Here is a 26352-nt window from a genome sequence, read left to right on the forward strand (position 1 = left end):
GCATCCCTTCGTTTTAATTTTTAAAACTGTGAATGGGCGCGGGAATAAAACCGCCCCGTGCCGCAAAGGCCGCGCAGTCGTTGCCGTGAACGGGCAGAATCGGCGCCTCTCCCAGTAGGCCGCCGAAGGTGGCGTTTTCGCCCACGCCCTTGCCCCACACGGGAATCAGGCGCACCGCCGTGGTCTTGTGGTTGATGATACCGATCATGGCCTCATCGGCGATCATAGCCGACAAAGCTTCCGCCGTGGTGTCCCCGGGAATGGCGATCATGTCCAGACCCACGGAACAGACGCAGGTCATGGCTTCCAATTTATCCAGACACAAAGCCCCCGATGCGGCAGCGGAAATCATGCCTTCGTCTTCCGAGACGGGAATAAAGGCGCCGCTCAAGCCGCCGACATGGGCCGAGGCGTTAATGCCGCCCTTTTTCACCGCATCGTTTAACATGGCCAAGGCCGCCGTGGTGCCGTGGCCGCCGACGGTGCCCACGCCGATTTCTTCCAAAATCCGCGCCACACTGTCGCCGACGGCGGGGGTCGGTGCCAGAGACAAGTCGATGGAGCCGAAGGGCGTGTCCAATCGCTTGGCGATTTCTTTGCCCACCAGCTCGCCCATGCGAGTAATCTTAAAGGTCATTTCGCTGATGCACTGAGCCACTTCGTCGAAAGGCGCGCCGCGGAATTTTTCCAAGGCCGTCTTCACCACGCCGGGCCCGGAAATGCCCACGTGGAGCACGTGATCCCCGAGCCCCGTGCCGTGAAAGGCGCCGGCCATAAAGGGATTGTCCTCCACGGCATTGGCAAAGACCACAAGCTTCGCACAGCCGATGGAATCCGCCTCGCGACTTAAGTAAGCCGCCTCTTTAATCACCTTGCCCATGGTGGTGACGGCATCCATATTGAGGCCCGATTTCGACGAGCCCACATTCACCGAGGAACAGACCTTTTCCGTGGAAGCCAGGGCCTCGGGAATGGCGTCGATCAACGCCTTTTCACTATCCGTCATGCCCTTGTGAACCAATGCGGAAAAGCCGCCGATAAAGTCCACGCCGATTTCGATGGCCGCCTTGTCCAAGGCCTTGGCGAGCTTCACGAAATCATCTTTCCTGCCTCGAGGCAAAACTAAAGACGCCGGCGTCACGGAGATCCGCTTGTTTACCACGCTCACCCCGTACTTCGCGGCGACGGCATCGGCCTCTTTCACCAAATCCCTGCCCAAGGTCGTAATCTTTTCGTAAACCCGCTCGCAAACCACGTCCACGTCGTCTGAGATGCAATCCATGAGAGAAATCCCCATGGTCGCCGTCCGTATATCCAAATTCTCATGCTCCAGCATGTGAATCGTTTCGAGAATCGAAGAATTATCCAAGAGCTTCGTCCTTTCTAAATACGGTGCATGCGGCTGAAAAGCGCCTCATGCTGCATACGAATGTCCAAACCCATGGATTCGCCCAAGGCTTCGTAGTCCTTGACCACACTTTCCAAGGCGAAATCTTCATCCTCGTGTTCCACCACCACGATCATGGTGAAGTAAGAACTGACAATGGTTTGACTGATGTCTAAAATATTAAAACCGTGTTGCGCCAAAAGCGTCGTGACGCGACAGACGATCCCCACCTGGTCCTTCCCCAGGACACTGACCACAGCTTTCATCCTATCCCTCCTTAATGGGATTATTATATCACAGAGAATCACGTGGAGCTTAGAGGAATTCCGCTGTCCCGTCACCGAAAAAAAGCCGCAGCTTCTGCCGCGACTCTTCTTACAGCTTATCCGTTTCCCAGTTCGGGTCTTTTAAAAAGGCGCGGCCGATGCCGAAAAGGTCTGCGGCGCCTTCGTCCAGTAGTTTTTCCGCCTCGGCCAGGGTGTTGATGCCGCCGGTCAAGAGCACCGGGGCTTCGGTTTCTTTTTTCACGGCCAGGCTCAGGTCTTTAAACCAGCCCGCTTCTTTATGTCCCGGCCGACTGTAGCCGGTCATGCCGCCGGTCATGTCCAGGAGGCAGGCTCCGGCATCGTCGAAGGCTTTGGCAATGGATGCACCTTTATCGACGGTAGTGCCCCCCGCTATAGTTTCCACGCCGCCGATTCGCACGGCGAGAGGATAATCGCCCAAGGCTTCTTTCATAGCCAGGAAAACCTCCAAGGGATACTTGATTCGATCGGCTCCGTATTCGTCGTCGCGGAAATTGGTCAGAGGAGACAAGAATTGATTGAGCAGATAGCCGTGGGCGGCGTGAAGTTCCACGCCGTCGTAGCCCGCTTCCTTCGCCCGCAGAGCCGCCCGCACAAAATTGTCCTTGACCCGTTCCATATCCTCAGCAGTCATGGCGCGGCACATTTTATCCCAGGGCCGCACCGACGGGCCCATGGGGTCTGCGCCGATCAAATCGCCTCGGGTCTTCATGCCGGCGTGGTTTAATTGCAGAAAGAGGGCAAGATCCGGCCCCACGCTTTTGATGGCCTCTACCAATTTTTTGTGGCCCTCGATTTTGCTGTCATCCGACAGGCTCATTTGCTTTTCGCTGGCCCTGCCGTCTTCGGAGACGTAGTTGTGCTCCAAAATAAAGAGACCGAAGTGCTCATTCGCCGCCATTTTTTTGTAATAGGCAAGGGATTTTTCCCCGATCTCGCCGCCTACCGACGCTTCCGATGCCATCGGCGGCATGACTAATCTGCTGCGAAGGTCCACGCCCGCGCGAAGGGTCTCGTGAAGTTTTTTCATAGCTCCTCCTTACCGTTATTCCGTCGGGCCCTCGTAGGCCAACATGCCGCCGGCTACATTGACGCACTGAAAGCCGCGGCCGCTTAAATAATTACAGGCTTTTCTGCTGCGATTCCCCGATCGGCAGATGACGTAAATCGCCTCGTCCTTGGGAAGCTCATCTTCTCGGGAACTCAGTTCGCCCAAGGGGATGGTGTGGGCACCGGGGATTTTTCCCGTCGCAATCTCATCGGGCTCCCGCACGTCTAAAATAAATTTCGATTCCGTGTCCTTCAATTCCTTGGCCGGCACCGACGGCACCCGATCCTTGTCTCTGAATAATTTTTGTAAAACCATGGTCGCCTCCTCTTTATGCTAATTTCATTATAGCTTGAATCGAAAATAGTCTCAATTTTCTTTACTGACAAGACAGTCGTGTTGTCATATGCTTTTACTTGTGGTATTCTATGAAAGATTTATTAACGCACCCGAAAGAAAGGAAATCTGTTTTGAAAAATGAAACCCTTGCACGCTTAAAGAAAGAAAGAGACGCCGTGATCCTCGCCCACTACTACGTAGACGGCGCCGTACAGGACGCGGCCGATTACGTTGGCGACTCCTTTACCCTGGCGAAAATCGCCACGGGCATCGACGCCAAGGTCATCGTCATGGCCGGCGTGGAATTTATGGGAGAGACGGTAAAGATTTTAAATCCCGAAAAAACCGTCTACCTTCCCGCCCCCGCCGCCGACTGCCCCATGGCCCACATGGTGGACGTGGATGCCATTAAAGAGATGAGAGCGAAGTACGACGATCTCGCCGTGGTCTCTTACGTGAACTCCACCGCCGAAGTGAAGGCCCACTCCGACTACTGCCTCACCTCCTCCAATGCGGCAAAGGTGGTGGGCGCCATCGACGCCAAAAATATTTTCTTTATCCCCGACGGAAACCTGGGGCAAAATACGGAAGGCGCCTTCCCCGACAAGCACTTCATTAACAACGCCGGCTGCTGCCCGGTCCACGACAGCTTGAATGCGGATATCGTAAATACTCTGAAGAAGGAACATCCCAATGCAGCCGTGTTCTGCCACCCGGAATGTAAGCCGGAGGTTTTGGCACTGGCCGATTACAAGGGAAGCACCAAGGGCATTTTGAGTGCCGTCGGAGATTTAAATAAGGACGAAAACATTATTCTCACGGAAGAAGGCATCGGCTGGGAATTAAATAAGCTCTATCCCGACAAGGAATTTATTTTCCCGGACATGATCTGCGCCGGCATGAAAATGGTCACCGTGGACAAAATCATCCACGTCTTGGAAACCGGCGACAACGAAGTGATCCTGGATCCGGAATTAATCGAAAAGGCCAAGGTGCCTTTGGACCGCATGTTGGCCATCGCAAGCAAGTAAAGAAGGGAGTTTTATGGGCAAATTAACTATGGCGCCTTTTTTAATGGACGACGCCATTTTGGCCGCCTTAAAAGAGGACGTAAACGAGGAAGACATTTCAACCAACGCCGTGGTGGATGCTGAGCAAAGAGGCTCGGTAAAGCTTTTCGCCAAGGCCGACGGCATCCTTTCCGGCGCACCGGTTTTTGAGCGCACCTTCGCCCTCTTCGACGAAAACACCTCCGTTCAATGGTATTTCGAAGACGGGGACGCTGTATCGAAGGGCGATTTAGTCGCCACCATCACCGGCCCCATTCGCGCCCTCTTGACGGCGGAGCGAGTGGCGCTGAATTTTCTGCAGCGCATGAGCGGCATCGCCACCTACACGAAAAAAATGGTAGACGCCCTGGCGGGGAGCAAGACGAAAATCGTGGACACGCGAAAGACCACGCCGAATTTTCGTATCTTCGCCAAATACGCCGTCCGCTGCGGCGGCGGCGAAAACCACCGCTTCAATCTCACCGACGGCGTCATGCTCAAGGACAATCATATCGGCGCCGCGGGCTCCGTCGCAGAGGCCGTGAAGCGGGCCAAAGCCTACGCCTCTTTCGTGCGAAAGATCGAGGTGGAGGTGGAGACCATGGCCATGGTGAAAGAGGCCGTGGAGGCCGGCGCGGATATTATTATGCTGGACAATATGGATGCCGAGGAAATAAAAAAGGCCGTGGAATTTATCGACGGCCGCGCCCTGGTAGAGCTTTCCGGCAACGTCGATTTAAACAACATTTCCAATTACAAAGACCTAGGCGCCGACATTATCTCCTCCGGCGCCCTCACCCACTCGGCGCCGGTGTTGGATTTTTCCATGAAAGGACTGAGGCCCGATGATCCTCGATAAAGAAACGCGGCTCTACGAAATCGAACAGGCTCTGCGCAAATCCGCCGAGCCCGTTTCCGGCGACGCACTGGCTAAAAGCTTTTCCGTCTCCCGCCAGGTCATCGTCCAGGACATCAGCCTTTTGCGAGCGAAAAACGTGCCCATTCAATCCACCAATCGCGGCTACTACATGGATGCGCCCTCGGGCTTTCGCCGCACCCTTAAGTGTCGGCACCGGGACGACGAAATCACCGAAGAGCTGAACCTCATCGTGGATCTGGGCGCCACGGTGGAGGACGTCTTTGTGGAGCATCGCTACTACGGAAAAATCGCCGCCACGCTTAATGTCCAATCGCGAAAAGACGTGAAGCACTTTATGGACGACATTTACCACAGCGTGAGCACGCCTTTAAAAAACATTACCGACGGCTACCACTTCCACACGATTTTCGCCCGAGATGAAGAGACCTTGGACGAAGTGGAGGCGGCTTTGGCCGAAGCGGGCTTTTTAGTGCCCGACGAACCCATCAAGGAGGAAGCATGAAAAATATCGCCGTCATCGGCTACGGCGCCCTGGGCCACATTCTCGTGGACGCTATTTTAGAAAAATTAAAGGAAGACTATCGCCTCAAGGGGATTTTCGATCAAGTCCTCGAGGGCAAGAGCATCGAAGCAAAGGGCGAGACCATTCCCCTTTACGAGAACTTCGACGCCCTTCTGACAGATGACACGGACATCGTCGTTGAAATCGCAGGCGTCGGCGCCGTAAAGGAATACGTGGTGCCCCTGCTGGATGCGGGCAAAGACGTGGTCATTACCTCCGTGGGCGCCTTGGCCGATACCGCTTTATACGACAGTATCGAATCGGCGGCAAGAAAGGCGGGACGCAAAGTTCACATTACCTCCGGTGCCATCGGCGGCTTCGATTTGATGCGCACCTTCACTCTTATGGGCGGGGTGCAATCGGAAATTCAAAGCACGAAAGCGCCGAAAAGCTTAAACGGCGCCCCCTACCTGAAGGGCGAAGAGTTGCCCGAAAACGAAAAAGTCGTCGCCTTCGAAGGCAGCGCCACGGAAGCCATTAAGGGCTTTCCGAAAAACACCAATGTCGCCGTGGCCACGGGTCTCACCACCGCCGGCGCCGATGCCACCGGGGTGCGCATCGTAAGCGACCCGAACAGCCCCGGCAACACCCACCGGGTCACCGTGGAAAACGAAAAAGCCAAAGCCGTAGTGGAAATCACCTCCAAGCCCGATCCGAAAAATCCGAAATCCAGCGTCACCGCCGCATGGAGCGTGGCGGCCCTGTTGAAAAACCTGGCCGATCCCGTCCAATACTTCTAAACAAAAGCTGCCGCGCAGGCGGCTTTTTTATTTGGCGAAACAGCGCCCCATGTGTAAAATAGTCTTATGAAAACAGTTTTGATTACCGGCGCGTCTCGAGGCATCGGGGCGGCCATCGCGAGAAAATTAAATCCGGAGTACAAACTCGTCATCAACTACTTCCGCAGTGAAAAATCTGCCCATGCACTCCTCGAAGAACTTCGCAAAACCAATCCCTATACCATCGCCGTAAAAGCCGATGTAAGCAAAGAAAAAGACGTGGACTATCTCTTTAACACGGCGGAAAAAAACCTCGGCCACGTGGACATACTCATTAACAACGCCGGCATCTCCCACTACGAGCTTCTGCAGGATACGGCCTTTGAGACCTGGCAGAACATCCTAGGCACCAATTTAAACTCCGTCTTCCTCAATTCCAAGCGTGCCCTTCCCCATATGCTTCACAAAAAGGGCGGCGTCATCATAAACATCAGCTCCATATGGGGCGAAGCCGGCGCCGCCATGGAAACCTGCTACTCCGCATCAAAAGGCGCCATCAATTCCCTGACCAAGGCCCTGGCCAAAGAGCTGGCGCCCAGCGGCATTCGCGTCAATGCCGTGGCTCCCGGCATCGTGGACACGGACATGATGCGCAAAGATTTTTCCGACGAAGAATTAGCCGCCCTTCGCAAAGAAGTGGGCGTCAGCCGCTTTGCCAAGCCCGAAGAAATTGCGAGCCTGGTGAAATACCTGATCTCCGACGAAGCCGCCTACATTACGGGAGACATCATCCCCATCGACGGACACTTTCGTTAGGGTCACGGGCGGATTCGCCGCAGGCATACAAAAAGAAAAGAGCAAGCTGCCGCGAAGGCGGCTTTTTTATTGCCGAAAATATTTAATTTTCTTCAAATATCCCCGTTTTGTAAAGTAATCCGACATCGATCTTAGAAAATGTGACGAAATTCGGCGCCCTTTGTTCTTGCTTGCGGTTTTTTGTGCATGATAAAATTTTTCAGAATCACAAAAGAACAGGAGAACTACTTATGATTAAAAATATTTTCGCCAAGGGCTTGGGCCTTTTAATGTGCCTCAGCCTGGCCGTCGCCATCTTCAGCCCCCGAGCGGTCTTCGCTCAGGGAAACACGACCCTGGATATAGAGGCCTTCCATCGCGTCGTACCGAAAGAAAAAGCAACAGAAATTATCTTCGGCACGAAAGTAGGTAATGAAGTCCACATCCAAGGCCTGAACGGCACCCCCGTAGGCGCTAACGGCAGCGACAAGATCAAAGTCTATGAAAAAAACGGACGCTATTACGTCTTAAGCGAAGACAACACCAAGATCGCCTTCCCGACAAAATCCAGCTACTTGTTTCAAAACTATGAGCAATTGAAGGATGTCGACTTTGCAGATGCCGTGGATACCTCCCAAGTTAAAGATCTGAACAATCTCTTCGAAGACTGCACCCAACTGGAGAGCGTCAGCCTCGCTTCCTTCGACACGACCGGACTGAAAAACGCGGACTACCTATTCTACGGCTGCAGCGCACTGAAAGCCGTCGACCTCTATGGCTTCGACGTCACCTCGGTCACCAGCATGATCGGCATGTTTAACGGCTGCTCCTCCCTCCGCACCCTGGATCTCACCAGCTTTAACACCCCCAATTTAGAGCACACAGCCCTTATGTTCTACCATTGCGGAAACTTGCGCACGATCTTCGCCACCGACGGCTTCCGCACCGATAAAATTACTGATTCGGCCAATGCGAGCAATATGTTTGCCGGCTGCACCTCCCTCGTCGGCGGGAAAGGCACCGTATATAACGAAGCCCACGTCAACAAAGAGTACGCGCGAATCGACAGAGGCGCGGATCAGCCCGGCTACTTCCGCATGAAGAGCAATAAGTCCTACACCATTACCTACGAAACCAATGGCGGCAGCAAAATCGATCCGGCCACGGTCAATGAAGGCTTTCTCTTAACAAGGCCCCAAGACCCCGCCAAGGCGGATCACAAATTCGCCGGATGGTATACGGACGCTGAACTCACCAAGGCCTACGACTTCGCCGACGCCGTCGTCGGGGACATGACCCTCTACGCCAAATGGGAAAAGACGACGACCGAAAAGCCCAATCCCGGGAAACCCAATCCAAGCAAACCTTCCGCTCCCTCCACGCCTCAAGCGCGGTGGCATGCACAGGCAAAAACCCCCGAGAAAAAAACTACACCGGCCGATACCGTGCAATTCGTCGTTAAATTAAAAATCGGTTCGAAAGATGTTCAGCGAAGTGTACGAGGCGCAAAGACAAATTCCAAAGTCGACGTCGCCCCCTTTATTCACAACAACCGCACCATGCTCCCCATTCGCCACGTGGCGGAAAGCCTGGGCCTGGAGGTACAGTGGATCGAGAAGACACGCACCGTCATCTTGTCGGATAAAAACAATCGCGTGGAAATCCCCGTGGATACGAACAAAATCATCGTCAACGGCAAGACCTATGTAAGCGACACCAAGGCCATGATTCGAAACGGCCGCACCTATCTTCCCATCGCCAATGTGGCACGGGCCCTGGGCCTGGTCGACGGTAAGGAAATTATCTGGAACGCCGAGACACAGGAAGTGGAAATCTCGCGGACCATCAATTTAAAATAAACAAGAGACAGCCCCGAAATTTTTCGGATTTGTGTACAGTCTGAACGCCTCTTCGGAGGCGTTTTTTCTTTGATCTGTGAATTTGGATTTCCCTATTCATTAATCATTGACAACAAAAAAGACACAAAAGCCGATGCCTTCGTGTCCTCTATTTTCTCCTCAACACCGCCACGTACTCAACTTGTTCATCGTTGTCCAAACTTATATTCAAGTCATCGTCTATAATTGGGAGCTTGAAAGTAATTGATTTTAGCCATTGTCCGTTAGGTTGTTTTTCTTGATAAACTTGAATTTCAGAAATCAAAGCTGTAATTAACCGCCTACGCTCTACATCATTCATGACTTTATAGAGTTTATCAAAATAGATCAGCACCTTATATATGTTATCTCCTGTAAGTTTTTCAGCTTCAATAGTCTGTTTCTTTGCTTTCGTATCAATTAATGATGATTCTAATTCATCTATTTTGTCATACATGCGATAAAGTCTGTCGTCTAAATCCTGTTTCCTTCTCTTATAGTGCTTATCTTCAATATCTAAATTATCTATTTCCTCAATTAGCTTAAACTTTGTAGAATGACCCTTCCTCAATTCCTTTTGGTAATTATCTATTTCTTTTTCTATTTCAGAGGTATCCACCTTCATGTTGATTTTTTCTTGCATCATAGAAACAAATTTCGGATTACTTACAATCTTGACAATCACCTCTGCAACAGCATCATCTAACAATTCTTCTCTAATTTGCTTACTGAATGTACACTTATGACCTCTTATCATCTGCCTATGTTTACAACCATAGTAATAAAAATCTTTATATTTTGTGCCATCTTTCTTTTTCTTGATACACTTGTTTCCAAACATTCCCACTCCACATATCAGGCATTTTACAATTCCAGAAAGCAAGTGCGTGCGTGAATCTTTTCCTTTATTCACATGCTCATATTTCTTTGCTTGAGATTTTAGCTTAACCTGAGCAGCTTGCCAAACTTCATCGGAAACTATAGCTTCATGTATCCCTTCAGATATTAGATATTCATCTTGTTCAACCTGCTTATATTCATTTCTTGTACCATGAATTTTTTCTAAAGTTCTTCTTCCAAATGCTATTTTCCCATTATATACAGGATTCTTTAATATCTTTCTTATAAGACCTGCATCAAACAAAGGATTCTTACCATTCTGTCTTGGGATTTTTCTAATTCCATGATTCTCTAAGTATTTAGATAGCCCATTGGCTCCTATCGTAGTATTTACTTACTGGTCGAAAATCGTTCTTATGGCAATTGCCTCTTCCTCATTTATAAACAGCTTGCCATCTTCAAGTTTATATCCATACGGAGCAAAGCCACCATTCCATTTTCCTTCCCTTGCTTTTTGAATGCGACCTTCCATTGTTTGAATACGGATAGATACATAAACTTTTCCATGTTCTTCCTCCATCTATGCTTACAATTACATAAATTTCCCTCTCTTTTCCATTTCAAAATATTCATGCACTCATATCATATAATTTTTTGTAATATCCATTTTTCTTTAATAATTCTTCATGTGTTCCTTGCTCAACAATTTTCCCCTTGTCAAAAACCAAAATATTATCACAATCTTTAATTGTATTTAACTTATGAGCAATCACAATAACAGTTTTGTTTTTTGTTATATGGCTAACCGCTTTCTGTATTAGATTTTCATTTTGGATGTCTAACGCCGAGGTAACTTCATCAAGCAAAACAATTGGTGCATCTTTAATGATTGCTCTCGCTATTGATATTCTCTGTTTTTCGCCCCCTGATAACAGCTTGCCGTTTTCACCTATTGTAGTCATATATCCATTAGGTAAATTTGACACAAAGCTATCGCAATTTGCTAATTTTGCCGCTTTTATTACTTCATCATCCGTTGCATTTTTATTTCCCAGTCGAATGTTATCCATAATTGTTCCATCAAAAAGCAATACATCCTGAAAAACTACAGAATAATATTTTAGCAAGGATTCATCATCCACATTTGAAATATCGGTTCCACCTAAAAATATATTGCCTGAACTTGCTTTATAAAATCCGGCAGCTAACTTCAATACAGTCGATTTACCCGAACCAGAAGAACCTACTAATGCCGTTTTAGATCCAGATTTTACTGTAAATGTAACATTTTTGAGAACATCTTCATCATCATATCCGAATGTTACATTATCAAACTTAATACTCATATCATCAGTTTTCGCAGAAAATGGCTCAACATTGATATGTTCTTTTTTTATATCATCCATTCTTTTAACCAATACATCTGTGGAGAAAATCTCTGTCAAAGAATTCATCAACGCATGAATAGGATCATATATTAAACCAGCAGAAAACAAGAAAATAATATATGTGAATAAATCAATTTCTCCATACAACAGTAAATAAGCTCCTACCAAAATTACGGTTGCTATACCTAATTTGAGAATCATCTGTGCTGACGCTAAAATAGTTGCAGAAAACAATTCAGATTCTCTTTGTTTCTTTTCAAAAGCATCCAACTGAACTTTTATAGACTTTTTTTGTTTTTCTTCCAAAGAAAATGACTTTATCTCTTTAATCATTTCTAGTGTTGTTTGTATTTGATCAGATGATGCCAACTTCTCATTTTTAAATTTTTCACTGTAACTCTTTTGAAGTTTTCGGGATAATAAAACTACCGCAAAAGCAATTGGAATCACCCAAAATAATGACATTGCCATTTTAAAGTTAAATATTAACATAGACAAAAAGATTACTACAGTGGACAAAACCGTCCCATAACACTGAGGAATAACATGAGCTAACGCATGTTCAATTCCTGATGTATCTGTCATTACTACGGTAGTAAGATCCGAAATATCTCTTTTCGCAAAAAACGACAACGGAAGTTTTCTTAAAAATTCCGAAATACTAATTCTTCTATTTGCACTCTCTTGGTAAATATCAATGAATGTTTTTGTGTATTCTATGTACGATAACAAAATCATAAGTAAAATAGCTGTCGTAGATACACCTAAATACATTAAAATGGGCAATTCTACACTATAATTTTTATTTGTGATGATTGAATACATCTGCGATAATACATAAGCACATATTCCAACAGGTAACATTTTAGAAATATTGGATAATGTGTTAAATAATATTCCTTTTTTAATCAGTATTGCTTCAGCATCCGACAAATGATATTTTTCTTTTATTTTATTAAACATCTTATAGCCTCCAATCTGAAGCACCTTGATATTGTTTCCACATATTTGCGTATGCTCCATTACTTTCAACTAAATCATTATGAGTACCTTGCTCAACGATTTTTCCTTTATCCATGACAATTATTTTGTCTGCATCAATTACAGTATTTAATCTATGAGCCACCAAAATTACAGTTTTATTCTTTGAAATTTCTGTAATTGCTTTATTGATATAAAACTCATTTTCAGCATCACACCCTGATGTTGCTTCATCAAAAACAATAATTGGAGAATCTTTAACAAAAGCTCTTGCCAGTGCAATTCTCTGTCTTTCTCCACCGGAAAGGAAAATCCCTTTACTGCCATAAATACTATTTATTCCGTTCGGAAGTTTATCAATAATACTTTGACACTGCGCAACTGTAATAGCTTTATCTACTTCTTCTAAAGATGCATTAGGATTTCCTACTCTTATATTTTCAAGTAAGGTTCCGTTAAATAGTTTGCTGTCTTGGAAAACAAAGGAAATATTTTTCATAAGTTCACTATTTCTTATTTCATTTATATTCTTGCTACCAATCGTTATCGTTCCTGAGTTAACCTTAAAAAATTTCCCTATCAAAGAAAGAATGGTACTTTTCCCGGAGCCTGATAAGCCAACAAAAGCGACCTTTTGATTTTTTGAAATTTCAAACGATACATGCTCTATAACATTTTTTTCTTGCTCAGGGTATGAAAAACAAACATCCGAAAAAACAATTTCTGTATTTTCAGGGAATCCATCACTACCATTTTCTATATATGAATCATCACAGATAATTGTTTCAATTCTATTTAAAGCTTCCTTTGCTTGAATTAAGTTCTCTCCAGTCATCATTAGCCTCATCATTGTTGTAGAAATTAAAGGGCTAAGTAATATGAAAAAAATCAAATCCAAAAATACTGCGATAGGATCGCTTGCTGAATTAAATAAAACTACAGCTACAGCTATCAAAAACACAAAAAAACTGTTTAACATAACCCCGAAAATAGTTTTAGGCATACGACAAGCTTTTGCGTAGCCTGCCACCAAATCTCTATAACTCATAATCGTATTATGAAATTTTTTGAAACTAAATACAGTTTGCTGAAATACTTTGATAATCGGTATACCACGAACATACTCAACAGCTTCTTTGTTCATCTGCTCTTGCAATGTCATGATTTTACCCATCATAAATTTATTTTCTCCGCCCATCATCATCTTTATACATATCACAGAAATGATTAACGGGATAAAGCAAGCAGCACCTAATCTCCAATCAAAAAAGAAAAAACTAATTACAAAGATAAGTGGCATAATTGCAGTCGCCGCAAAATCAGGTAATTTATGTGCTAAAAAATCTTCTGTTAAAATGGTGTTTTCATCAATAATTTTTCTAATCTCGCCTGTAGACTTCATTTCAAAAAATCCTAATGGCATATCTATCACTTTATTGATTGCTTGTGATTTTAAATTTTTAGCAACTCTAAAAGCAGATATATGGGCTAAAGATAATGCCACAAAATACAAAGCAATACCCAAAACAGATGAAATTACAGCGATTTCGCCATAATACATTATGCTTTTCGTGCTTGAATTTTCGACATATAATCTTATAATTTGATAAATACAAACTAATGGAATGATTGACATTGCAGCACTCAAAATGGATAGTACACACGACAAAACAGTCAGATATTTGTATTTACCGGAATACTTTAATAATCCGCTATTAAACATAGTTCTTCACCTCACCTTTTAATATTTCCAATATTTTTTCTTTATCATTTTCCGCAGAAAACTCTTTAAAAGATTGTCCGTCTAAATATAAAATTTTATTGCAAGAGGTCATAAGAAACTCATAATCATGAGAAATGATAAGTATGATTTTCTGTTTTTCTTGAAGCCCTTTCATTCTTTCTGAAATAATTTGCATATTATGTCCATCTAAACCACTTGTTGGCTCATCAAACAAATATACATCCCTTTCTAAAAGTTCTGCTGCTGCGATAGTCAATCTCTGCTTTTGACCTCCTGACAAAATTTGAGGATGCAAATCTTTAGCCTCTTCCAAATGAAATTGATGCAAGATTAAATCTATATCTGCCTTTGAATCATTTAGTCTCAACTCATCTTCAAGAGAAGCCTCAAATAAATTACTGTCAGGATTGTTTGACAGATAATATATTCTTCTCTTTCTTTTTGCCTTCTTAATTATTTCACCATTTATAGACAAATTGCCTTTCTGTTCTTTAAGCAAACCACTCATAATTTTGAATAAAGTGCTTTTACCAATGCCGTTATCTCCTATGATTCCATAAACATTTCCACTATTAAAAGAATAACTTAGCTCACTTATGATCTTCTCATTCTTGTATGAAAAGCTTATTCTATCTAATTCCATAGAATTTGCTTCTTTTATTTTCTTTGCTTTTGGGACAACACATTCTAAAGAATATGCCCTTAGCCCTGCTGTTCTAAAAAAGTCATTACTGCTTGACAGAAGTTTATTTTCCGAAAAAGAATATCTAATCTCACCATCTTCAAGGTAGTAATATTTATCAACAAGATCTTTCAGATAGTAAATTCTATGTTCGGAAATCACCATCGTTTTTCCTTGTGTTTTCAATGAAAGCATCAATTTTCTTAAAGCTTCTACACTTTTCATATCAAGATTGGCTGACGGCTCATCAAAAACATAAATTGGTGGATCAAGAGCATTTATAGAAGCAATTGCGATTTTTTGCCTTTCTCCACTTGAAAGATGAAATAAGCTCTTATCAATTAAATTTTCTCCATTGATTGAGGAAAGTGCTTCTCTAATTCTTCTCGAAATTTTTTCTCGGTCTACGCCATAATTTTCCAATCCAAATGCAATTTCATCTTCTACATTTTCTGCAAAAAATTGACTTTTAGGATTTTGAAAAATTGAACCCACTCTTCTTCCTATTTCGTACAATTCTTTTTCACATGGATTCATGCCATCTATTGTAATGTTTCCATTTAGCTTCCCGCCATAAAACTTATACGCAAGTCCATTGATAATCCTTGTCAGCGTTGTCTTTCCACATCCACTGGCTCCAATGAAGGCTACAACTTCTCCCTTTTTAATTTCTAAATTGATATTTTCAATAATATTTCGGGAGTCCTGATTATATGAAAAACTTACATTTTTAAGTTTGATCATCTCATCATCACTCCTTCCATAAAGTACAAACCTACCGTAAGCAGAACAGTCAATATAACTACAATAGAATCAATTTTTCTAAATTTTATTTCTCTTCTTGATGTATGTTTTCCATTGGCAGAGATCCCTCTTACTTCAGATGCCGCAGCCAATTCCTCGGCAATTTTAGAAGAAGAGAACATCATAGGTACAAACAAATATTCCATTGTAACAAACGGCTTTCTAAAAGAAATTAAGCCTCTTAATTTTAATGAATCAATAATCTCCGAAAATTCACTTCTTACTACCGGAAAAAACCTCATCATAAAAATAAGTGGCAATGCTATATTCCTATGGATTTTCATTTTTTTCATTACAGCCATCAGTTCTCCAGGAGGTGTTTTTATAATCGGTATGACAGACAAAATAATAACTAATGTCCTGATAATTATAAAAAGAAACATTTCAGGAAGCATAATTCCAAATCCGTTTCCTTTTGAAACCAATCTCATGATGCTAATGATTGCTATCGCAAACACAATTTTTACGGTAGATTTGCTATACCCTAATACGGCAACATATAGTAATAGGATGGCGGTCAGCAAAAAAAATACAGTATCTTTGGACAATACCGAAGCCAAAAATACTGTACTAAAAAATACCGCAACTTTGGAGCGTAAGTCCAAATGCATTACTTTATTATACCTGTCTTTTTAAAGTGCTTTTCTGTCATTTTATTTCCTAAATAGCATCCAATTGCAGCCGCCACCACAGTTAATGCTAAAGAAATAATAACCCACTTTGTATCTGTGTAATATTGTGTTTGAACTTGAACTTGTTCAGGAGACACTCCTGTTTTAAGAAATGCATCTTTGAAAAACCATATTTCACTCATTCCATGCGCAGCTCTTGTAAGAGATGTAATAATCCAAGCAATCGTAATTCTTTTTATATTCCTATAACTATCAGTGCCTATCATAGATAATTCTGCGATGATACCGCCACCTACGAACCAAGGAATCATAAACGGTCCCATAAATACAGTTGCCAAAACCGCTTGTAAGATATTATAAATTAGAGCAACTCCGGGTTTCCCGACTTTCATCGCCATATAAACGAAAAAAGGCCCCAAAATCAACGCTGTAAACACCGCATTAAAAATCATGTTAAAAAATAGAGATGCTCCTGTGATCATCGAAAAAGCTATAAAGACCACAATCATAATTGCAGAAAAGATTCCTATAGTTGCTAAATCTTTTATGGATAATTTTTTTGTGCTTTCCATAAACATTCCTCCTTTTCTATAAGCAATATTTATGTTAGCACTATCTAACTCAAATCGCTTGCTGAATCAGACCAGATGTGCTGTTTTAGATATTTTTTTATATTCCGAAGGAGTCAGATTATACCTTTTTTTGAACGCATTGGAAAATTTAGAATGATCCGTATATCCAACTTGAATTGCAATCCCTGTTATAGACAACGCCGAGTTTTTCAACAAAAGTGCTGCCTCTTCTAATCTCTTTTTTATTATCGTGTCATTGATCGTTTCACCATATATACTCTTATAACAGTTTTTCATTGTAGTAATTTTTATATTGAATGTTTCAGACAGTTTTTCATATGTTATTGTTTCAGTGAAATTCTGCAATACATATTCATTTATCTTTTTCGCAATTTCAATATTATTTTTGGCAAAATATTGTCTATCGCTATAAGACATATTATTTTTAACTGCTGTGAGATATAAGAATAATTCTTGGAATTTTACCTTTAAATATCCGATTACAATATCATCAGGGACTTTATACATTTCAAAAAAAATATGCTCAATCTCTGATGTTGCTCTCTGTATAAAAAGTTTATTTTCATAGCAGAGTTCATTTAAAACAACCTCATAATCAATTTCAAACATTTTTTCCAAAAGATGTAATTCTTCATCAAATTCAGATGGCGTTATACAAAAAGTAACGCCGTGATAATGACTAATGGGGAAAAATGATTCTTTAGAGCTGTTGCTTATTAAGTTAATCGCAAAGTCTCCAGCTTCCATGTATGTTACAGTTCCATCTCTTAATACGCATTCAAATCTTCCTTCTCTGCAATGATTGATTTCATATCGTCTCTCATTAAGAGAATTCTTAGGAATACTACTTGTAATTTTTGATGTGTGTATATCGTTATAAAATACTTTCACTCCCTTATAAATCTCATATTCTGTAATCACATATTTACCATTTTCCAAATCACAACACTCGTAAATCCTGCTTCCTGAATTTTCTATTATTTTTTTCTTATTTCTTCCATAAAGATGGTTCATATAATCCATATTATTTACCTTAAAATCTCTTTCCTATCATCATCGTAATTTTCTTCAAGACAAAATATTTTTTCTATTGGACACCCAAATATTAAACTGCACTTATATGCAACTTTTATTGATGGATTAAAATGCCCATTTTCTAAAGAAATTATTGTTCTCGTAGAAACTCCTAATTTAGTTGACAATTCCTTTTGGGTCCACTGCTTATTTTCTCTTAATTGTTTAAGTATATTTTTCATAAACTCCCTCATCATAAAAAAGTGAAGTACGCTTCATGTGCGAAGTATACTTCACTTTTAGAAAAAAGTAAATGTCTGACTACTTAATCAAAATATGATTTTTTTACTATTTATGTATTTATGATATAATATTCTCAATCAATCAAATATAAGCTTAACGCTTGTTACTCTAATTATTCTTTTATAACAAGCACAGTAAGCGTACGGACACTTACGGAAAATTGACGAAGCAGCCCTTGGGGATCTGCTTCTTTTTTTATCTTGAATTGTCAAGTCAAGTGCAATATATAATGTCGGAACTTTTAATTTAAATTTATTCCAAACATATTCTTTGATTTGAGCATATGTTGCCTCACTTTCAGCACTTGTCAAATCAAGCTCATCCAGCCCAATTTCAATATTTATATGCTTATCGACATCGAGTTTGGACAAAAGCGCTACCGTCTCCACCCCTATGGTTATGGGGAACATATCCACGCTCGTAGATGAAAACATATCAAAGATTGGCTCTCGTTTGTAGGAACATATCGACTGTAATTATTTCATTTTCAAGCCTTTATCGATAGCTTCCTGAATAATCTTATGACAACAAACTCCCAACGGATTGTTTTCTTTACAATTAGAATTTTTCATTGCCCCAGTGATGGCATTTACTTCTTTTACGGATTTCGCGCCATGCTTTACAACTGCTTCAATTACCTGATTTTCTGTGACTTCGCTACAATAACAAGCATACTTAGGATCTGCATCTTTCTTAAACCAGATAGGAACTCTAACTTGGTCTTTCAAGAATTTTATTTCATTATCTAAGTTATAGTAAACAACGTCGCAGTCCTCGTTCATGCAAATCTTATATTGATCTCCGTTAACAGCATTACGATAATCATCTACCACTAGATGTTCAACAGTTACTTTACTAACGGAAATCCCTTCATTATTACATACAGGACAATTGTCTTTAATTTGATCCGGCTTTTCTGTTTTGCATCCACAACAACATTCATTATTAATCTTCATATTCTTAGCCTCCATATTTTCATTATAATTTCTTTTTTAAACTAGGTAAAACCAATTTCATATACTTGTCATTTATTAATAGCGTCAAACATTTTAGCTGGTGTTAATTTACTTAGCTCCCTGTTGTCAGCCAACGCACGTGTAGCTTTTTTGTGTATAAACACATCAGCGTCATGTTACCCATTGCTCGGCATTCTTCTAATGAACCCAAATACATGGAATGGCAACACTTTTTTAGACAATTTATAACCGAACATTATCAAGCTTGAAAGTTTCTTTAGATTATAAAATATATTCTCAGACAATCAAGGGTAAAGGCTTCGCCCAAATTTCGTTGAAATTTGCCCTTGACAGTCTGTTCATATATTTTATTTAATTTATGAAACTTCCAGAGCTTTTTATTCTGCTTTTCTATATTCTACTGGTGTTTTATATCCTAAAGATCCATGAATTCTTAGGATATTATACCAATATACGTATTCTGCTAATTTTAGATTAAGTTCTTGGAAATTAGTAAAGTTCTCCTGATATATGAATTCTGTCTTCATTACTTTATTGACTGCTTCGCTTACTGCGTTATCATATGGGCTTCCTTTTTTACTTAGCGATCTTTTTATCCCAAATACCTTTAATATTTCTTCTATTTTTATATTTTTAAATTCTCTTCCTCTGTCTGTGTGAAATATTTTTATACGATTTAGTGGCTGCCTTATTGAGTAAAATGCTTCTGCTACTAGATTTGCATCTTTGTTTTTACCTGATGAGTATCCTATTATTTCACGGCTGTTTAAGTCTATTATTAAACATATATAATTCCATGTTTTTCCTACTCTTACATATGTTAGGTCGCTTACTATTGCTTCTAAATAGTCTCTATTGTCAAATTATCTATTTAAAAGGTTAGGGATGTCTTCTTCGTTGCATTTGGATCTTATTACTTTATATTGTGCTACTGTATAGTTTGAGACTAGGCCATTTTTCTTCATTATTCGGCCTATTTTTCTTCTCGATATTTTATATCCAATTTTCCCTAGTTTTTTTTATTTTGCGTGTTCCATAGTTGTTTCTACTTCTTCTGAATATTTCTTTTATTTCTTCTATTAGTTTTTCATCTTCATCTAATTTCACATCTTTTTCTTTGTTCAAATGATAATAGACTAAACTTCTTGTGACCCCAAGTAGTCTACACATTGCACTAATGCTATCTTTATCTCGGTTCGAGATAATGAGGTCTATTTTTTGCCTAACAGTAGTGCAGCTTGCTTTAAAATATCATTCTCCATTTCAACCTGTTTCAATTTTTTACGAAGTCTGATTATCTCTTTTTGTTTCGCATCCACATTATCAAAATGGTTACTCTAAGCAGCACACCAACTATTTATTTTTTGAGTTTTAAACTTTGGTAGAAGTCTTGAACTCTTTATATTTACATAACTATTTGCCTCTATCACTATTATGACACGAAACCCTGCACAATGATCTAAAATTTTCAATTCTAACAAGTCTTTTTCAGTATTTTTAACTTCATAAAAACCTCTTTGGCAATAATGCCTAATTCTTCTTTAGTTGTTAAAATTTTTTATTTTACCATCATCGTTCCCCTGATTTTCAATTAATCTTCTTAGGTTATATAAGAAGTACATATCTTTTTAATCTTAAAGTTTTTAAGTCTTAATTTTAAAATTTTCAATCTTAGATATTATTTAAATCATTCCAAAATGCTCTAAAGCATCTTCGATTGCTTTTTCTTTTTCTTCTGGGCAATTTGGCACTCTTTGATTTTCTTTCTTACTAAAATTATAATTTTCTCTCTCTATTAGACCATGTTTCCTTTTTATTTGTGCAATATATAGGCTTGAAACTTTTAGTCCGTATTTATCTAACACATACTTTTTAATTTCTCCATAAGTTGCGTCTTTTGAAAAGTCAATTTCAGATAATTCATCTTCCCCTATTTCTATATCTAAATGATGTTCTGTATTTAGTTTGGACAACAGAGCTACCGTCTCCACCGCCGCCGTATGGGGAAACATGTCGATGGGGATGAGGGATTGGATATGGAATTGTTCTTTTAGCAGGGCCAAATCTCGCGCCAAGGTGGATGGGTTGCAGCTGACGTAGATCATGGTTTCAGGTTCCGCTTCAATGGCGCTTTCGATGACGGCGGGATCGAGCCCTGCCCGGGGTGGATCCACGACGAGGACATCCACCTTCTCTTCTTCTGCGATGCGGGGCATGATTTTTTCCGCCGCACCGGCAATGTAGCGCACGTTCGTCACACCGTTATCCTCCGCCGTCTTTCTGGCGTAATCCACGGAGGCTTGGGCGTATTCGTTGGCCACGACGGCCTCGGCTTTTTCGCTTAAGGGCAGGGTGATGGTGCCGATGCCGGCGTAAAGTTCCACCACGTTTTTCCCCGGCGCCGCAGCGCTCACCACTTTTTCGATAATGGCCTCGGCGCCCATGGGATTCACCTGAAAGAAATTGGCGCCGAAGATGCCGTAGTCGTAGCCGGCCAGGGTCTCGATGATCTCTTTCTTTCCGTAGAGGTGTTCCATCTTTTTGCCGTAGTGGAAGCGGGGATTGGTGTTTTTCGTGTAGTACAAGCTGTCCACACCGGCTTCCACGGCAAAGGCCACGGCGCCGTGAAGAAGGCTGTCGTTCATGTCCTTGGGTCCCGATAGGATCACCATGCTCTCGCCCCGGCGGGTGGTGCGTATGCCCACGAGGGCCACCTCATCCAGCCACTTTTCCCCCTGCATGGCCGCGAGGATCTCATTGGCCCGATCCGTCTGCATTAAACAGCGCTTCACGGTAATGGCTTCGCCGCCTTTGCCGTAGAGGGTGAGCTTTCTGTCTCTCACGTGAAACTGCATGTGGTTCCGGTAGCCCGTACTTTCCCCACGGGTAGTGACGGGATCCACGGTGACATCTACGTCGCCGATACGGGCGACGGCATCGGCCACTCGCCGCCGTTTCCAATTCAGCTCCTCTTTGCGATCCAAAGACAAAAAGGCGCAGCCGTTGCAGTTCGTATAGGGGCAGGGATTTTTTACGCGGTAGGGCGATTTTTTCTCGTAGGATGTAATTTCTCCTTCGAAAAAGCGCTTCTTCTTTTTCACGATGGTCACATCCACCACATCGCCGATTTCCCCGCCGTCTAAAAAGACCACGGCGCCGTCGGCCTTGCCCATGCCACGACCTCGATAGTCGTAGTCCGTGACGGCGAGGCGCACCTTGTCGAAGACTTCCATTACTTTCGTCTCGTTTCCGTGGGCCCGGGAACGGCTTTCCCTTCTTTATAGAGCTTGCCCACGGCTCGCTTAAAGGCTTTTTTCGTCATGCCCGTGAGCCGCTTGATCGCCTCGGGATCGGATTTATCGCCGACGGGAAGTTTGCCCCCCATTTCGTCCATGAGGCCCAAAAGCACGTCGGAGTCTTGGAGCATTTGCACGTGGGCGAAGTCACGCAGAGAGAGGGTGAGTTTGCCGTCGTCAAGTACATTGGCCACCCGCACTTCCACCGTGTCCCCGGCGCGGTAGATGCCCTTCATCTCCTGCTTGGGAATGCGACCGTCGTAGATGTCGTCCACGGCGACGAGAATGCCGCTCTTGCCCACGTGGTAGACCGTGCCCGTGACCCGATCCCCTTTCTTGTAGGGGCTGTCGGATTTCAGGGCTTCTTTAATTTCCATGGACACGGCCAGGCGTTCGGACTTGTCCACGTACATGGTAAAGAGATAGCTTTCCCCTTCGGCGATGCGCTCCGTAGCTTCGGAGAAGGGCAGCAAAATATCTTTCGGCGCGTTAATGCCGACGAAGTAGCCGATTTTCGACTTAGCCACCACTTTCAGCTTCGCCACTTCCCCCACTTGAATGAAGGGCGCCTCCAACATGCCGACGATCTGTCCGTTGTTTTCACGATACAGAAACACGTCACGCATCTCGCCGTCCTTGCCCCGCATCTCGCCGTGAATGGGCACTTCCTCTTCGCCGTCGGTGGCCCAAAGGTATTTGCCCTTTTCAACCAGTTTTAACTCTTGTACTTTTCCTAATTTCATTTTTTCCCTTTCTTCAATAGCCCTCTGGCCATGTGATCGTAAATGTCGTGTCCCCGCCCCTCTAAGGTGGAGCCCAGCTCGTAAAAGGCGTAGCTACCTCCCTCGCTCTTTAAGAGGGCGTTCAGGGCGTAGTAGCTGAACGCGTCGTGGCGTCCCAAATTTTCCACCATGACCCGCGCCTGAGTCTTGTGGGAGAGATCCGTGTAGCGGGTGAGATAGATGCCGAATTTTTTCGCCTCGATGACTTCGCTGTCCCGCATAAGCAAAATGGCGAGGCCTAAAAAGGGCCGATCCATTTGATCCAAGGCGAAGAGCCACTGCTCGAAATGACCCACGGCTTCAAGCGCCCGGTGGGTTTCAAAAAAGCGGTCGATATGCTCCATGGCAAAGGCCTCTCTGCCGAAGTATTCCATAATGCCCACGTCCAGCGCCTCGGTGTTGACAGATGTCGGCGTGATTTCTTTATTGAGTACGGCCCATTCGTAGCTGCCGTCGTCGCCGATGTCCGCCCGGGGATCGGCGATGATTTTTTCGTATAAGGTCTTGGGTTTTTTCTTTAATCCAAACATAGCGCCTCCTAAAATTATTTTCCCACAGCCTCTTCGCAAAAGCAAACGGACATGGAAAAAGCTCCGGCCGAAGCCGAAGCCTTACAGAAACTGAGCGATGTAATTTAATTTATCTGCGATCCACAGGCGAATGTCGGGAAGGTGTTCTACAATCGTTGTGCCCATAATCGAAAGGCGGCGCACCAGCTCCTGTCCCTGCCCTTGGGGGTCGTTGATAAAGCCGTCGAGAAAGCCGAACTTGGCGAGCACGGCCAAGAGAATGACGAGAAAAATCAAGCGGCGCACCCGGCGACGGCGGCGTTTTCTGCGCTTCTTTTCTTTTTTTCGATCCACGGCGTCTTGAACCACACTTGTCATTTCCATAGACTCCCTCCTTTTTCACCAGTATATCAGATAATATCCAAGGCATGGCAAAGAGGCGGGTAAGCCTCGGCTATTTCCACACGTCCACGAAGCCTTCGCCGTCTACGGCGTCGATTAATTCGTCTACGGCAAATTTCGCCACGGCGTATTCGGATCCGCAGGCGGGATAGACCACGTCGTAGGCCTTTAAGCTTTCGTCCAAGTAAACCTTCACTCCCGCATTCACGCCGAAGGGGGTGACGCCGCCGACTTCGTGGCCGATTTCCTCGGCGACTTCCTCGGCGGAAAGCATTTTGGCCTTGGTGTGGAAGGCGGCTTTAAACTTTTTATTGTCCACCCGCTTGTCCCCGGCCATGACGATTAGAATCGGTTCCTTCTCAGCATTGCGGAAGGTAAGGGACTTGGCGATCTCCCCTTCCGTCACGCCTAAGACGGCGGCGGCCATAGGCACCGTGGCCGTGGATTCTTCCGTTTCGATAAAGTGATCCGTCAGGCCCTTTTTTTCTAAATAGGCGTAGGCTTTTTCCTTGGACATGGCTTCCCTCCTCTTACTTGTTCTTGTTGGCTTTGTAGCGCTTGTTGGAATCTAAAATGGTCTTTCTGATTCTGAAGGATTGAGGCGTAATTTCGATAAGCTCGTCTTCTTCGATAAATTCGATGGCTTCTTCCAAACTTAAATCCCGAATCGGCGACAGGCGCAGGGCGTCGTCGCTGCCGGAAGCGCGGACATTGGTTTGCTTTTTCGTCTTGGTGACGCTGACTTCCAGATCCAAGCCCTTGGGCGAGGAGCCCACCACCATGCCGGCGTAGACTTCTTCCCCCGGTTCCACGAAGAGATCCCCGCGGTCTTGGGCGTTGTGTAGGCCGTAAGCCGATGCGGTGCCCGTGTCGAAGGAAATAATGGAGCCGGTTTTGCGGCGGGGAATGTCGCCCTTATAGGGGGCGTAGTTTTCGAATTGGGAGTTCATAATGCCGTTGCCCTTGGTGTCCGTAATAAATTCCTGGCGGTAGCCGATGAGGCCCCGGGCGGGAATGCGGAAGACCAGGCGGGAGTAGCCGCCGTCCGGCTCTTGCATGGTTAAGAGCTCGCCCTTGCGGCGGCCCAGCTTTTCGATAATGGAGCCGATAAATTCCTGATTCACGTCGATGGTGACTTTTTCCATGGGCTCGTAGCGCTTGCCGTCCACGGTTTTGTAGAGGACTTCCGGCTTTGAGACTTGGAATTCATAGCCTTCCCGGCGCAGATTTTCGATGAGGACGGAAAGGTGCAGCTCGCCGCGGCCGCTGACCTTAAAGGCGTCGGTGCTTTCCGTATCTTCCACCTTTAAGCTCACGTCGGTTTCAAGCTCCCGATACAGGCGGGTTCTCAGTTGACGGGAGGTGACGTAGTCCCCTTCTCTGCCCGCAAAGGGCGAGTCGTTGACGGAGAAGGTCATGGCCAAGGTGGGCTCGGAGATTTTTACAAATTCCAAGGCTTCGCCCTTGTCGGGATCGGCGATGGTGTCGCCGATATTAATGTCTTCGATGCCGGTGACGGCGACGATATTGCCGGCGTAGGAAATATCTTTTTCCTCCCGATCCAGGCCTTCGAATTCAAACATTTTGTTGATCTTCACCGACTCCCGCTTGTCGGGGTCGTTGGCGTTTAAAAGCACCATGCTGTCGCCCTTTTTAATGGTGCCGTTTTCGATGCGGCCGATGCCGATACGGCCCACGTATTCGTTGTAGTCGATGGTGGAGATCAAGAGTTGGGCGGGCTTATTCGCATCACCCGTCGGCGGATCGATGTGTTTTAAGATCGCTTCGAAGAGAGGCTTCATGTTGTCGCCCTTCACGTCGGCGGATTCCGACGCCCAGCCTTCCTTGGCCGAGGCGTAGATAAAGGGAGAATCCAACACGTCTTCGTCGGCGCCCAATTCGATAAACAGATCCAACACTTCGTTTTCCACTTCTTCCGGGCGGGCGCCGGGGCGGTCCACCTTGTTAATGCAGACGATGACCTCCAGACCCAGCTCGAAGGCTTTCTTTAAGACGAATTTCGTTTGGGGCATGGGGCCTTCGAAGGCGTCCACCAAGAGGACGACGCCGGAGACCATTTTCAGCACCCGTTCCACTTCGCCGCCGAAATCGGCGTGGCCCGGCGTGTCGATAATATTGATCTTCGTGTCCCCGTATTGAATCGCGGTATTTTTCGAAAGGATCGTAATGCCCCGTTCCTTTTCGATGTCGCCGGAGTCCATGATCCGATCCGCTACCACTTGATTGTCACGGAACACGCCGGATTGCCTGAGCATAACATCGACCAAGGTGGTCTTCCCGTGGTCGACGTGGGCAATAATGGCTATATTTCGAATATCTCTTTGTTCCATAAACTTCCTTTCTCGGCAAAAGCCGCCACAAAAATAGGATCGGTTGCCCAATCCTTCAACTCATCTATTATACAGCATTTCTTCCGTTCAAGA

At 44.1% G+C, this 26352-nt stretch carries 24 protein-coding genes and 3 pseudogenes; 6 read left to right on the forward strand and 21 right to left on the reverse strand.

The genetic code is table 11. The features are described 5' to 3' along the window. Positions 1–13: 13 nt before the first annotated feature. The 4 genes from BN7444_RS01080 to BN7444_RS01095 form a co-directional block, all read right to left on the reverse strand. Positions 14–1369, reverse strand: coding sequence for a PFL family protein (locus tag BN7444_RS01080; RefSeq protein WP_068454531.1), 1356 nt, complete (start codon positions 1367–1369; stop codon positions 14–16). 14 nt (positions 1370–1383) lie between these two features. Next, entirely contained in the window at positions 1384–1653 is a 270-nt protein-coding gene (locus tag BN7444_RS01085; RefSeq protein ID WP_068454534.1) for an ACT domain-containing protein, read from the reverse strand. 109 nt (positions 1654–1762) lie between these two features. After that, on the reverse strand, positions 1763–2722 hold the full coding sequence (locus BN7444_RS01090; RefSeq protein ID WP_068454536.1) for an NADH:flavin oxidoreductase: 960 nt from the start codon (positions 2720–2722) through the stop codon (positions 1763–1765). Between the two features lie 15 nt (positions 2723–2737). Further along, entirely contained in the window at positions 2738–3058 is a 321-nt protein-coding gene (locus tag BN7444_RS01095) for a rhodanese-like domain-containing protein (protein ID WP_068454539.1), read from the reverse strand. A 152-nt stretch (positions 3059–3210) separates the two neighbouring features. Between BN7444_RS01095 and nadA the strand changes: the two genes are divergently transcribed. From nadA to BN7444_RS01125, 6 genes are all read left to right on the forward strand, one after another. Continuing rightward, positions 3211–4110 (forward strand): quinolinate synthase NadA, encoded by a 900-nt coding sequence (gene nadA / locus BN7444_RS01100; protein ID WP_245654172.1) that lies wholly within the window; start codon positions 3211–3213, stop codon positions 4108–4110. 13 nt (positions 4111–4123) lie between these two features. Next, the gene (nadC, locus tag BN7444_RS01105; RefSeq protein WP_068454558.1) at positions 4124–4987 is read left to right on the forward strand and encodes a carboxylating nicotinate-nucleotide diphosphorylase; all 864 of its coding nucleotides are present in this window, start codon (positions 4124–4126) and stop codon (positions 4985–4987) included. Next, positions 4974–5510 (forward strand): transcription repressor NadR, encoded by a 537-nt coding sequence (locus tag BN7444_RS01110; RefSeq protein ID WP_068454561.1) that lies wholly within the window; start codon positions 4974–4976, stop codon positions 5508–5510. Before nadC ends, BN7444_RS01110 begins: the two co-directional genes overlap by 14 nt. Further along, positions 5507–6310, forward strand: coding sequence for an aspartate dehydrogenase domain-containing protein (locus BN7444_RS01115; protein ID WP_068454564.1), 804 nt, complete (start codon positions 5507–5509; stop codon positions 6308–6310). The genes BN7444_RS01110 and BN7444_RS01115 overlap by 4 nt, the downstream gene beginning before the upstream one ends. A 66-nt stretch (positions 6311–6376) precedes the next feature. Then, entirely contained in the window at positions 6377–7105 is a 729-nt protein-coding gene (gene ymfI / locus BN7444_RS01120; protein ID WP_068454567.1) for an elongation factor P 5-aminopentanone reductase, read from the forward strand. 230 nt (positions 7106–7335) lie between these two features. Beyond that, positions 7336–8943, forward strand: a complete 1608-nt coding sequence (locus tag BN7444_RS01125) for a BspA family leucine-rich repeat surface protein (protein WP_068454570.1) — start codon at positions 7336–7338, stop codon at positions 8941–8943. A gap of 148 nt (positions 8944–9091) precedes the next feature. Here the strand turns inward: BN7444_RS01125 and BN7444_RS01130 are convergent. The 17 genes and pseudogenes from BN7444_RS01130 to typA all read right to left on the reverse strand — a co-directional run. Next, positions 9092–10351 (reverse strand): annotated as a pseudogene (locus BN7444_RS01130) (recombinase family protein); the annotation flags it as partial. Positions 10352–10430: 79 nt separating this feature from the next. Continuing rightward, entirely contained in the window at positions 10431–12152 is a 1722-nt protein-coding gene (locus BN7444_RS01135; RefSeq protein WP_068454573.1) for an ABC transporter ATP-binding protein, read from the reverse strand. Between the two features lies 1 nt (position 12153). Next, the gene (locus BN7444_RS01140) at positions 12154–13893 is read right to left on the reverse strand and encodes an ABC transporter ATP-binding protein (protein ID WP_068454576.1); all 1740 of its coding nucleotides are present in this window, start codon (positions 13891–13893) and stop codon (positions 12154–12156) included. Next, entirely contained in the window at positions 13886–15340 is a 1455-nt protein-coding gene (locus tag BN7444_RS01145) for an ABC transporter ATP-binding protein (protein WP_068454579.1), read from the reverse strand. Before BN7444_RS01145 ends, BN7444_RS01140 begins: the two co-directional genes overlap by 8 nt. Further along, on the reverse strand, positions 15337–16011 hold the full coding sequence (locus BN7444_RS01150; protein WP_068454582.1) for an energy-coupling factor transporter transmembrane component T: 675 nt from the start codon (positions 16009–16011) through the stop codon (positions 15337–15339). The genes BN7444_RS01145 and BN7444_RS01150 overlap by 4 nt, the downstream gene beginning before the upstream one ends. Next, positions 16011–16604 (reverse strand): MptD family putative ECF transporter S component, encoded by a 594-nt coding sequence (locus BN7444_RS01155; protein ID WP_068454585.1) that lies wholly within the window; start codon positions 16602–16604, stop codon positions 16011–16013. Before BN7444_RS01155 ends, BN7444_RS01150 begins: the two co-directional genes overlap by 1 nt. Before the next feature lie 66 nt (positions 16605–16670). Then, positions 16671–17648, reverse strand: coding sequence for a helix-turn-helix domain-containing protein (locus BN7444_RS01160; protein ID WP_068454588.1), 978 nt, complete (start codon positions 17646–17648; stop codon positions 16671–16673). Positions 17649–17653: 5 nt separating this feature from the next. Then, on the reverse strand, positions 17654–17881 hold the full coding sequence (locus BN7444_RS01165) for a helix-turn-helix transcriptional regulator (protein WP_068454591.1): 228 nt from the start codon (positions 17879–17881) through the stop codon (positions 17654–17656). Between the two features lie 279 nt (positions 17882–18160). Continuing rightward, positions 18161–18355: pseudogene (locus tag BN7444_RS09590) on the reverse strand (23S rRNA (uracil(1939)-C(5))-methyltransferase RlmD); the annotation flags it as partial. 63 nt (positions 18356–18418) lie between these two features. Next, positions 18419–18898, reverse strand: coding sequence for a Csac_0668 family 2Fe-2S cluster-binding (seleno)protein (locus tag BN7444_RS01175; protein ID WP_000700631.1), 480 nt, complete (start codon positions 18896–18898; stop codon positions 18419–18421). A 398-nt stretch (positions 18899–19296) separates the two neighbouring features. Then, positions 19297–20244: pseudogene (locus BN7444_RS09455) on the reverse strand (IS3 family transposase); the annotation flags it as partial. Positions 20245–20601: 357 nt separating this feature from the next. Continuing rightward, complete coding sequence (gene rlmD / locus BN7444_RS01180; protein WP_068454598.1) at positions 20602–22152, reverse strand: 23S rRNA (uracil(1939)-C(5))-methyltransferase RlmD; 1551 nt, start codon at positions 22150–22152, stop codon at positions 20602–20604. Next, positions 22152–22958: a CvfB family protein gene (locus tag BN7444_RS01185; RefSeq protein ID WP_068454601.1), complete on the reverse strand. Its 807-nt coding sequence runs from the start codon at positions 22956–22958 to the stop codon at positions 22152–22154. Before BN7444_RS01185 ends, rlmD begins: the two co-directional genes overlap by 1 nt. Continuing rightward, on the reverse strand, positions 22955–23527 hold the full coding sequence (locus tag BN7444_RS01190) for a hypothetical protein (protein WP_068454604.1): 573 nt from the start codon (positions 23525–23527) through the stop codon (positions 22955–22957). The genes BN7444_RS01185 and BN7444_RS01190 overlap by 4 nt, the downstream gene beginning before the upstream one ends. A gap of 81 nt (positions 23528–23608) precedes the next feature. Then, entirely contained in the window at positions 23609–23890 is a 282-nt protein-coding gene (locus BN7444_RS01195) for a hypothetical protein (protein WP_068454607.1), read from the reverse strand. Positions 23891–23960: 70 nt separating this feature from the next. Further along, positions 23961–24425 carry a YbaK/EbsC family protein gene (locus tag BN7444_RS01200; protein WP_068454610.1) on the reverse strand — a complete coding sequence of 155 codons (465 nt, stop codon included), beginning with the start codon at positions 24423–24425 and terminating at the stop codon, positions 23961–23963. Between the two features lie 13 nt (positions 24426–24438). After that, entirely contained in the window at positions 24439–26259 is a 1821-nt protein-coding gene (gene typA / locus BN7444_RS01205) for a translational GTPase TypA (RefSeq protein WP_068454613.1), read from the reverse strand. Between the last annotated feature and the right edge of the window lie 93 nt (positions 26260–26352).

The organism is Peptoniphilus pacaensis (assembly GCF_900088125.1).
Lineage (GTDB): Bacteria > Bacillota > Clostridia > Tissierellales > Peptoniphilaceae > Aedoeadaptatus > Aedoeadaptatus pacaensis.

Bases quoted from the DNA above. Each gene is read 5' to 3' on its own strand.
- BN7444_RS01125 (WP_068454570.1), top strand. From the start codon at position 7,336: ATGATTAAAAATATTTTCGCCAAGGGCTTGGGCCTTTTAATGTGCCTC.
- BN7444_RS01185 (WP_068454601.1), bottom strand. From the start codon at position 22,958: ATGAAATTAGGAAAAGTACAAGAGTTAAAACTGGTTGAAAAGGGCAAA.
- BN7444_RS01155 (WP_068454585.1), bottom strand. From the start codon at position 16,604: ATGGAAAGCACAAAAAAATTATCCATAAAAGATTTAGCAACTATAGGA.
- BN7444_RS01085 (WP_068454534.1), bottom strand. From the start codon at position 1,653: ATGAAAGCTGTGGTCAGTGTCCTGGGGAAGGACCAGGTGGGGATCGTC.
- BN7444_RS01150 (WP_068454582.1), bottom strand. From the start codon at position 16,011: ATGCATTTGGACTTACGCTCCAAAGTTGCGGTATTTTTTAGTACAGTA.
- BN7444_RS01090 (WP_068454536.1), bottom strand. From the start codon at position 2,722: ATGAAAAAACTTCACGAGACCCTTCGCGCGGGCGTGGACCTTCGCAGC.
- nadC (WP_068454558.1), top strand. From the start codon at position 4,124: ATGGGCAAATTAACTATGGCGCCTTTTTTAATGGACGACGCCATTTTG.
- BN7444_RS01165 (WP_068454591.1), bottom strand. From the start codon at position 17,881: ATGAAAAATATACTTAAACAATTAAGAGAAAATAAGCAGTGGACCCAA.
- BN7444_RS01145 (WP_068454579.1), bottom strand. From the start codon at position 15,340: ATGATCAAACTTAAAAATGTAAGTTTTTCATATAATCAGGACTCCCGA.
- BN7444_RS01190 (WP_068454604.1), bottom strand. From the start codon at position 23,527: ATGTTTGGATTAAAGAAAAAACCCAAGACCTTATACGAAAAAATCATC.
- BN7444_RS01160 (WP_068454588.1), bottom strand. From the start codon at position 17,648: ATGGATTATATGAACCATCTTTATGGAAGAAATAAGAAAAAAATAATA.
- BN7444_RS01115 (WP_068454564.1), top strand. From the start codon at position 5,507: ATGAAAAATATCGCCGTCATCGGCTACGGCGCCCTGGGCCACATTCTC.
- BN7444_RS01095 (WP_068454539.1), bottom strand. From the start codon at position 3,058: ATGGTTTTACAAAAATTATTCAGAGACAAGGATCGGGTGCCGTCGGTG.
- rlmD (WP_068454598.1), bottom strand. From the start codon at position 22,152: ATGGAAGTCTTCGACAAGGTGCGCCTCGCCGTCACGGACTACGACTAT.
- BN7444_RS01175 (WP_000700631.1), bottom strand. From the start codon at position 18,898: ATGAAGATTAATAATGAATGTTGTTGTGGATGCAAAACAGAAAAGCCG.
- BN7444_RS01200 (WP_068454610.1), bottom strand. From the start codon at position 24,425: ATGTCCAAGGAAAAAGCCTACGCCTATTTAGAAAAAAAGGGCCTGACG.
- BN7444_RS01135 (WP_068454573.1), bottom strand. From the start codon at position 12,152: ATGTTTAATAAAATAAAAGAAAAATATCATTTGTCGGATGCTGAAGCA.
- typA (WP_068454613.1), bottom strand. From the start codon at position 26,259: ATGGAACAAAGAGATATTCGAAATATAGCCATTATTGCCCACGTCGAC.
- BN7444_RS01140 (WP_068454576.1), bottom strand. From the start codon at position 13,893: ATGTTTAATAGCGGATTATTAAAGTATTCCGGTAAATACAAATATCTG.
- ymfI (WP_068454567.1), top strand. From the start codon at position 6,377: ATGAAAACAGTTTTGATTACCGGCGCGTCTCGAGGCATCGGGGCGGCC.
- BN7444_RS01195 (WP_068454607.1), bottom strand. From the start codon at position 23,890: ATGGAAATGACAAGTGTGGTTCAAGACGCCGTGGATCGAAAAAAAGAA.
- BN7444_RS01110 (WP_068454561.1), top strand. From the start codon at position 4,974: ATGATCCTCGATAAAGAAACGCGGCTCTACGAAATCGAACAGGCTCTG.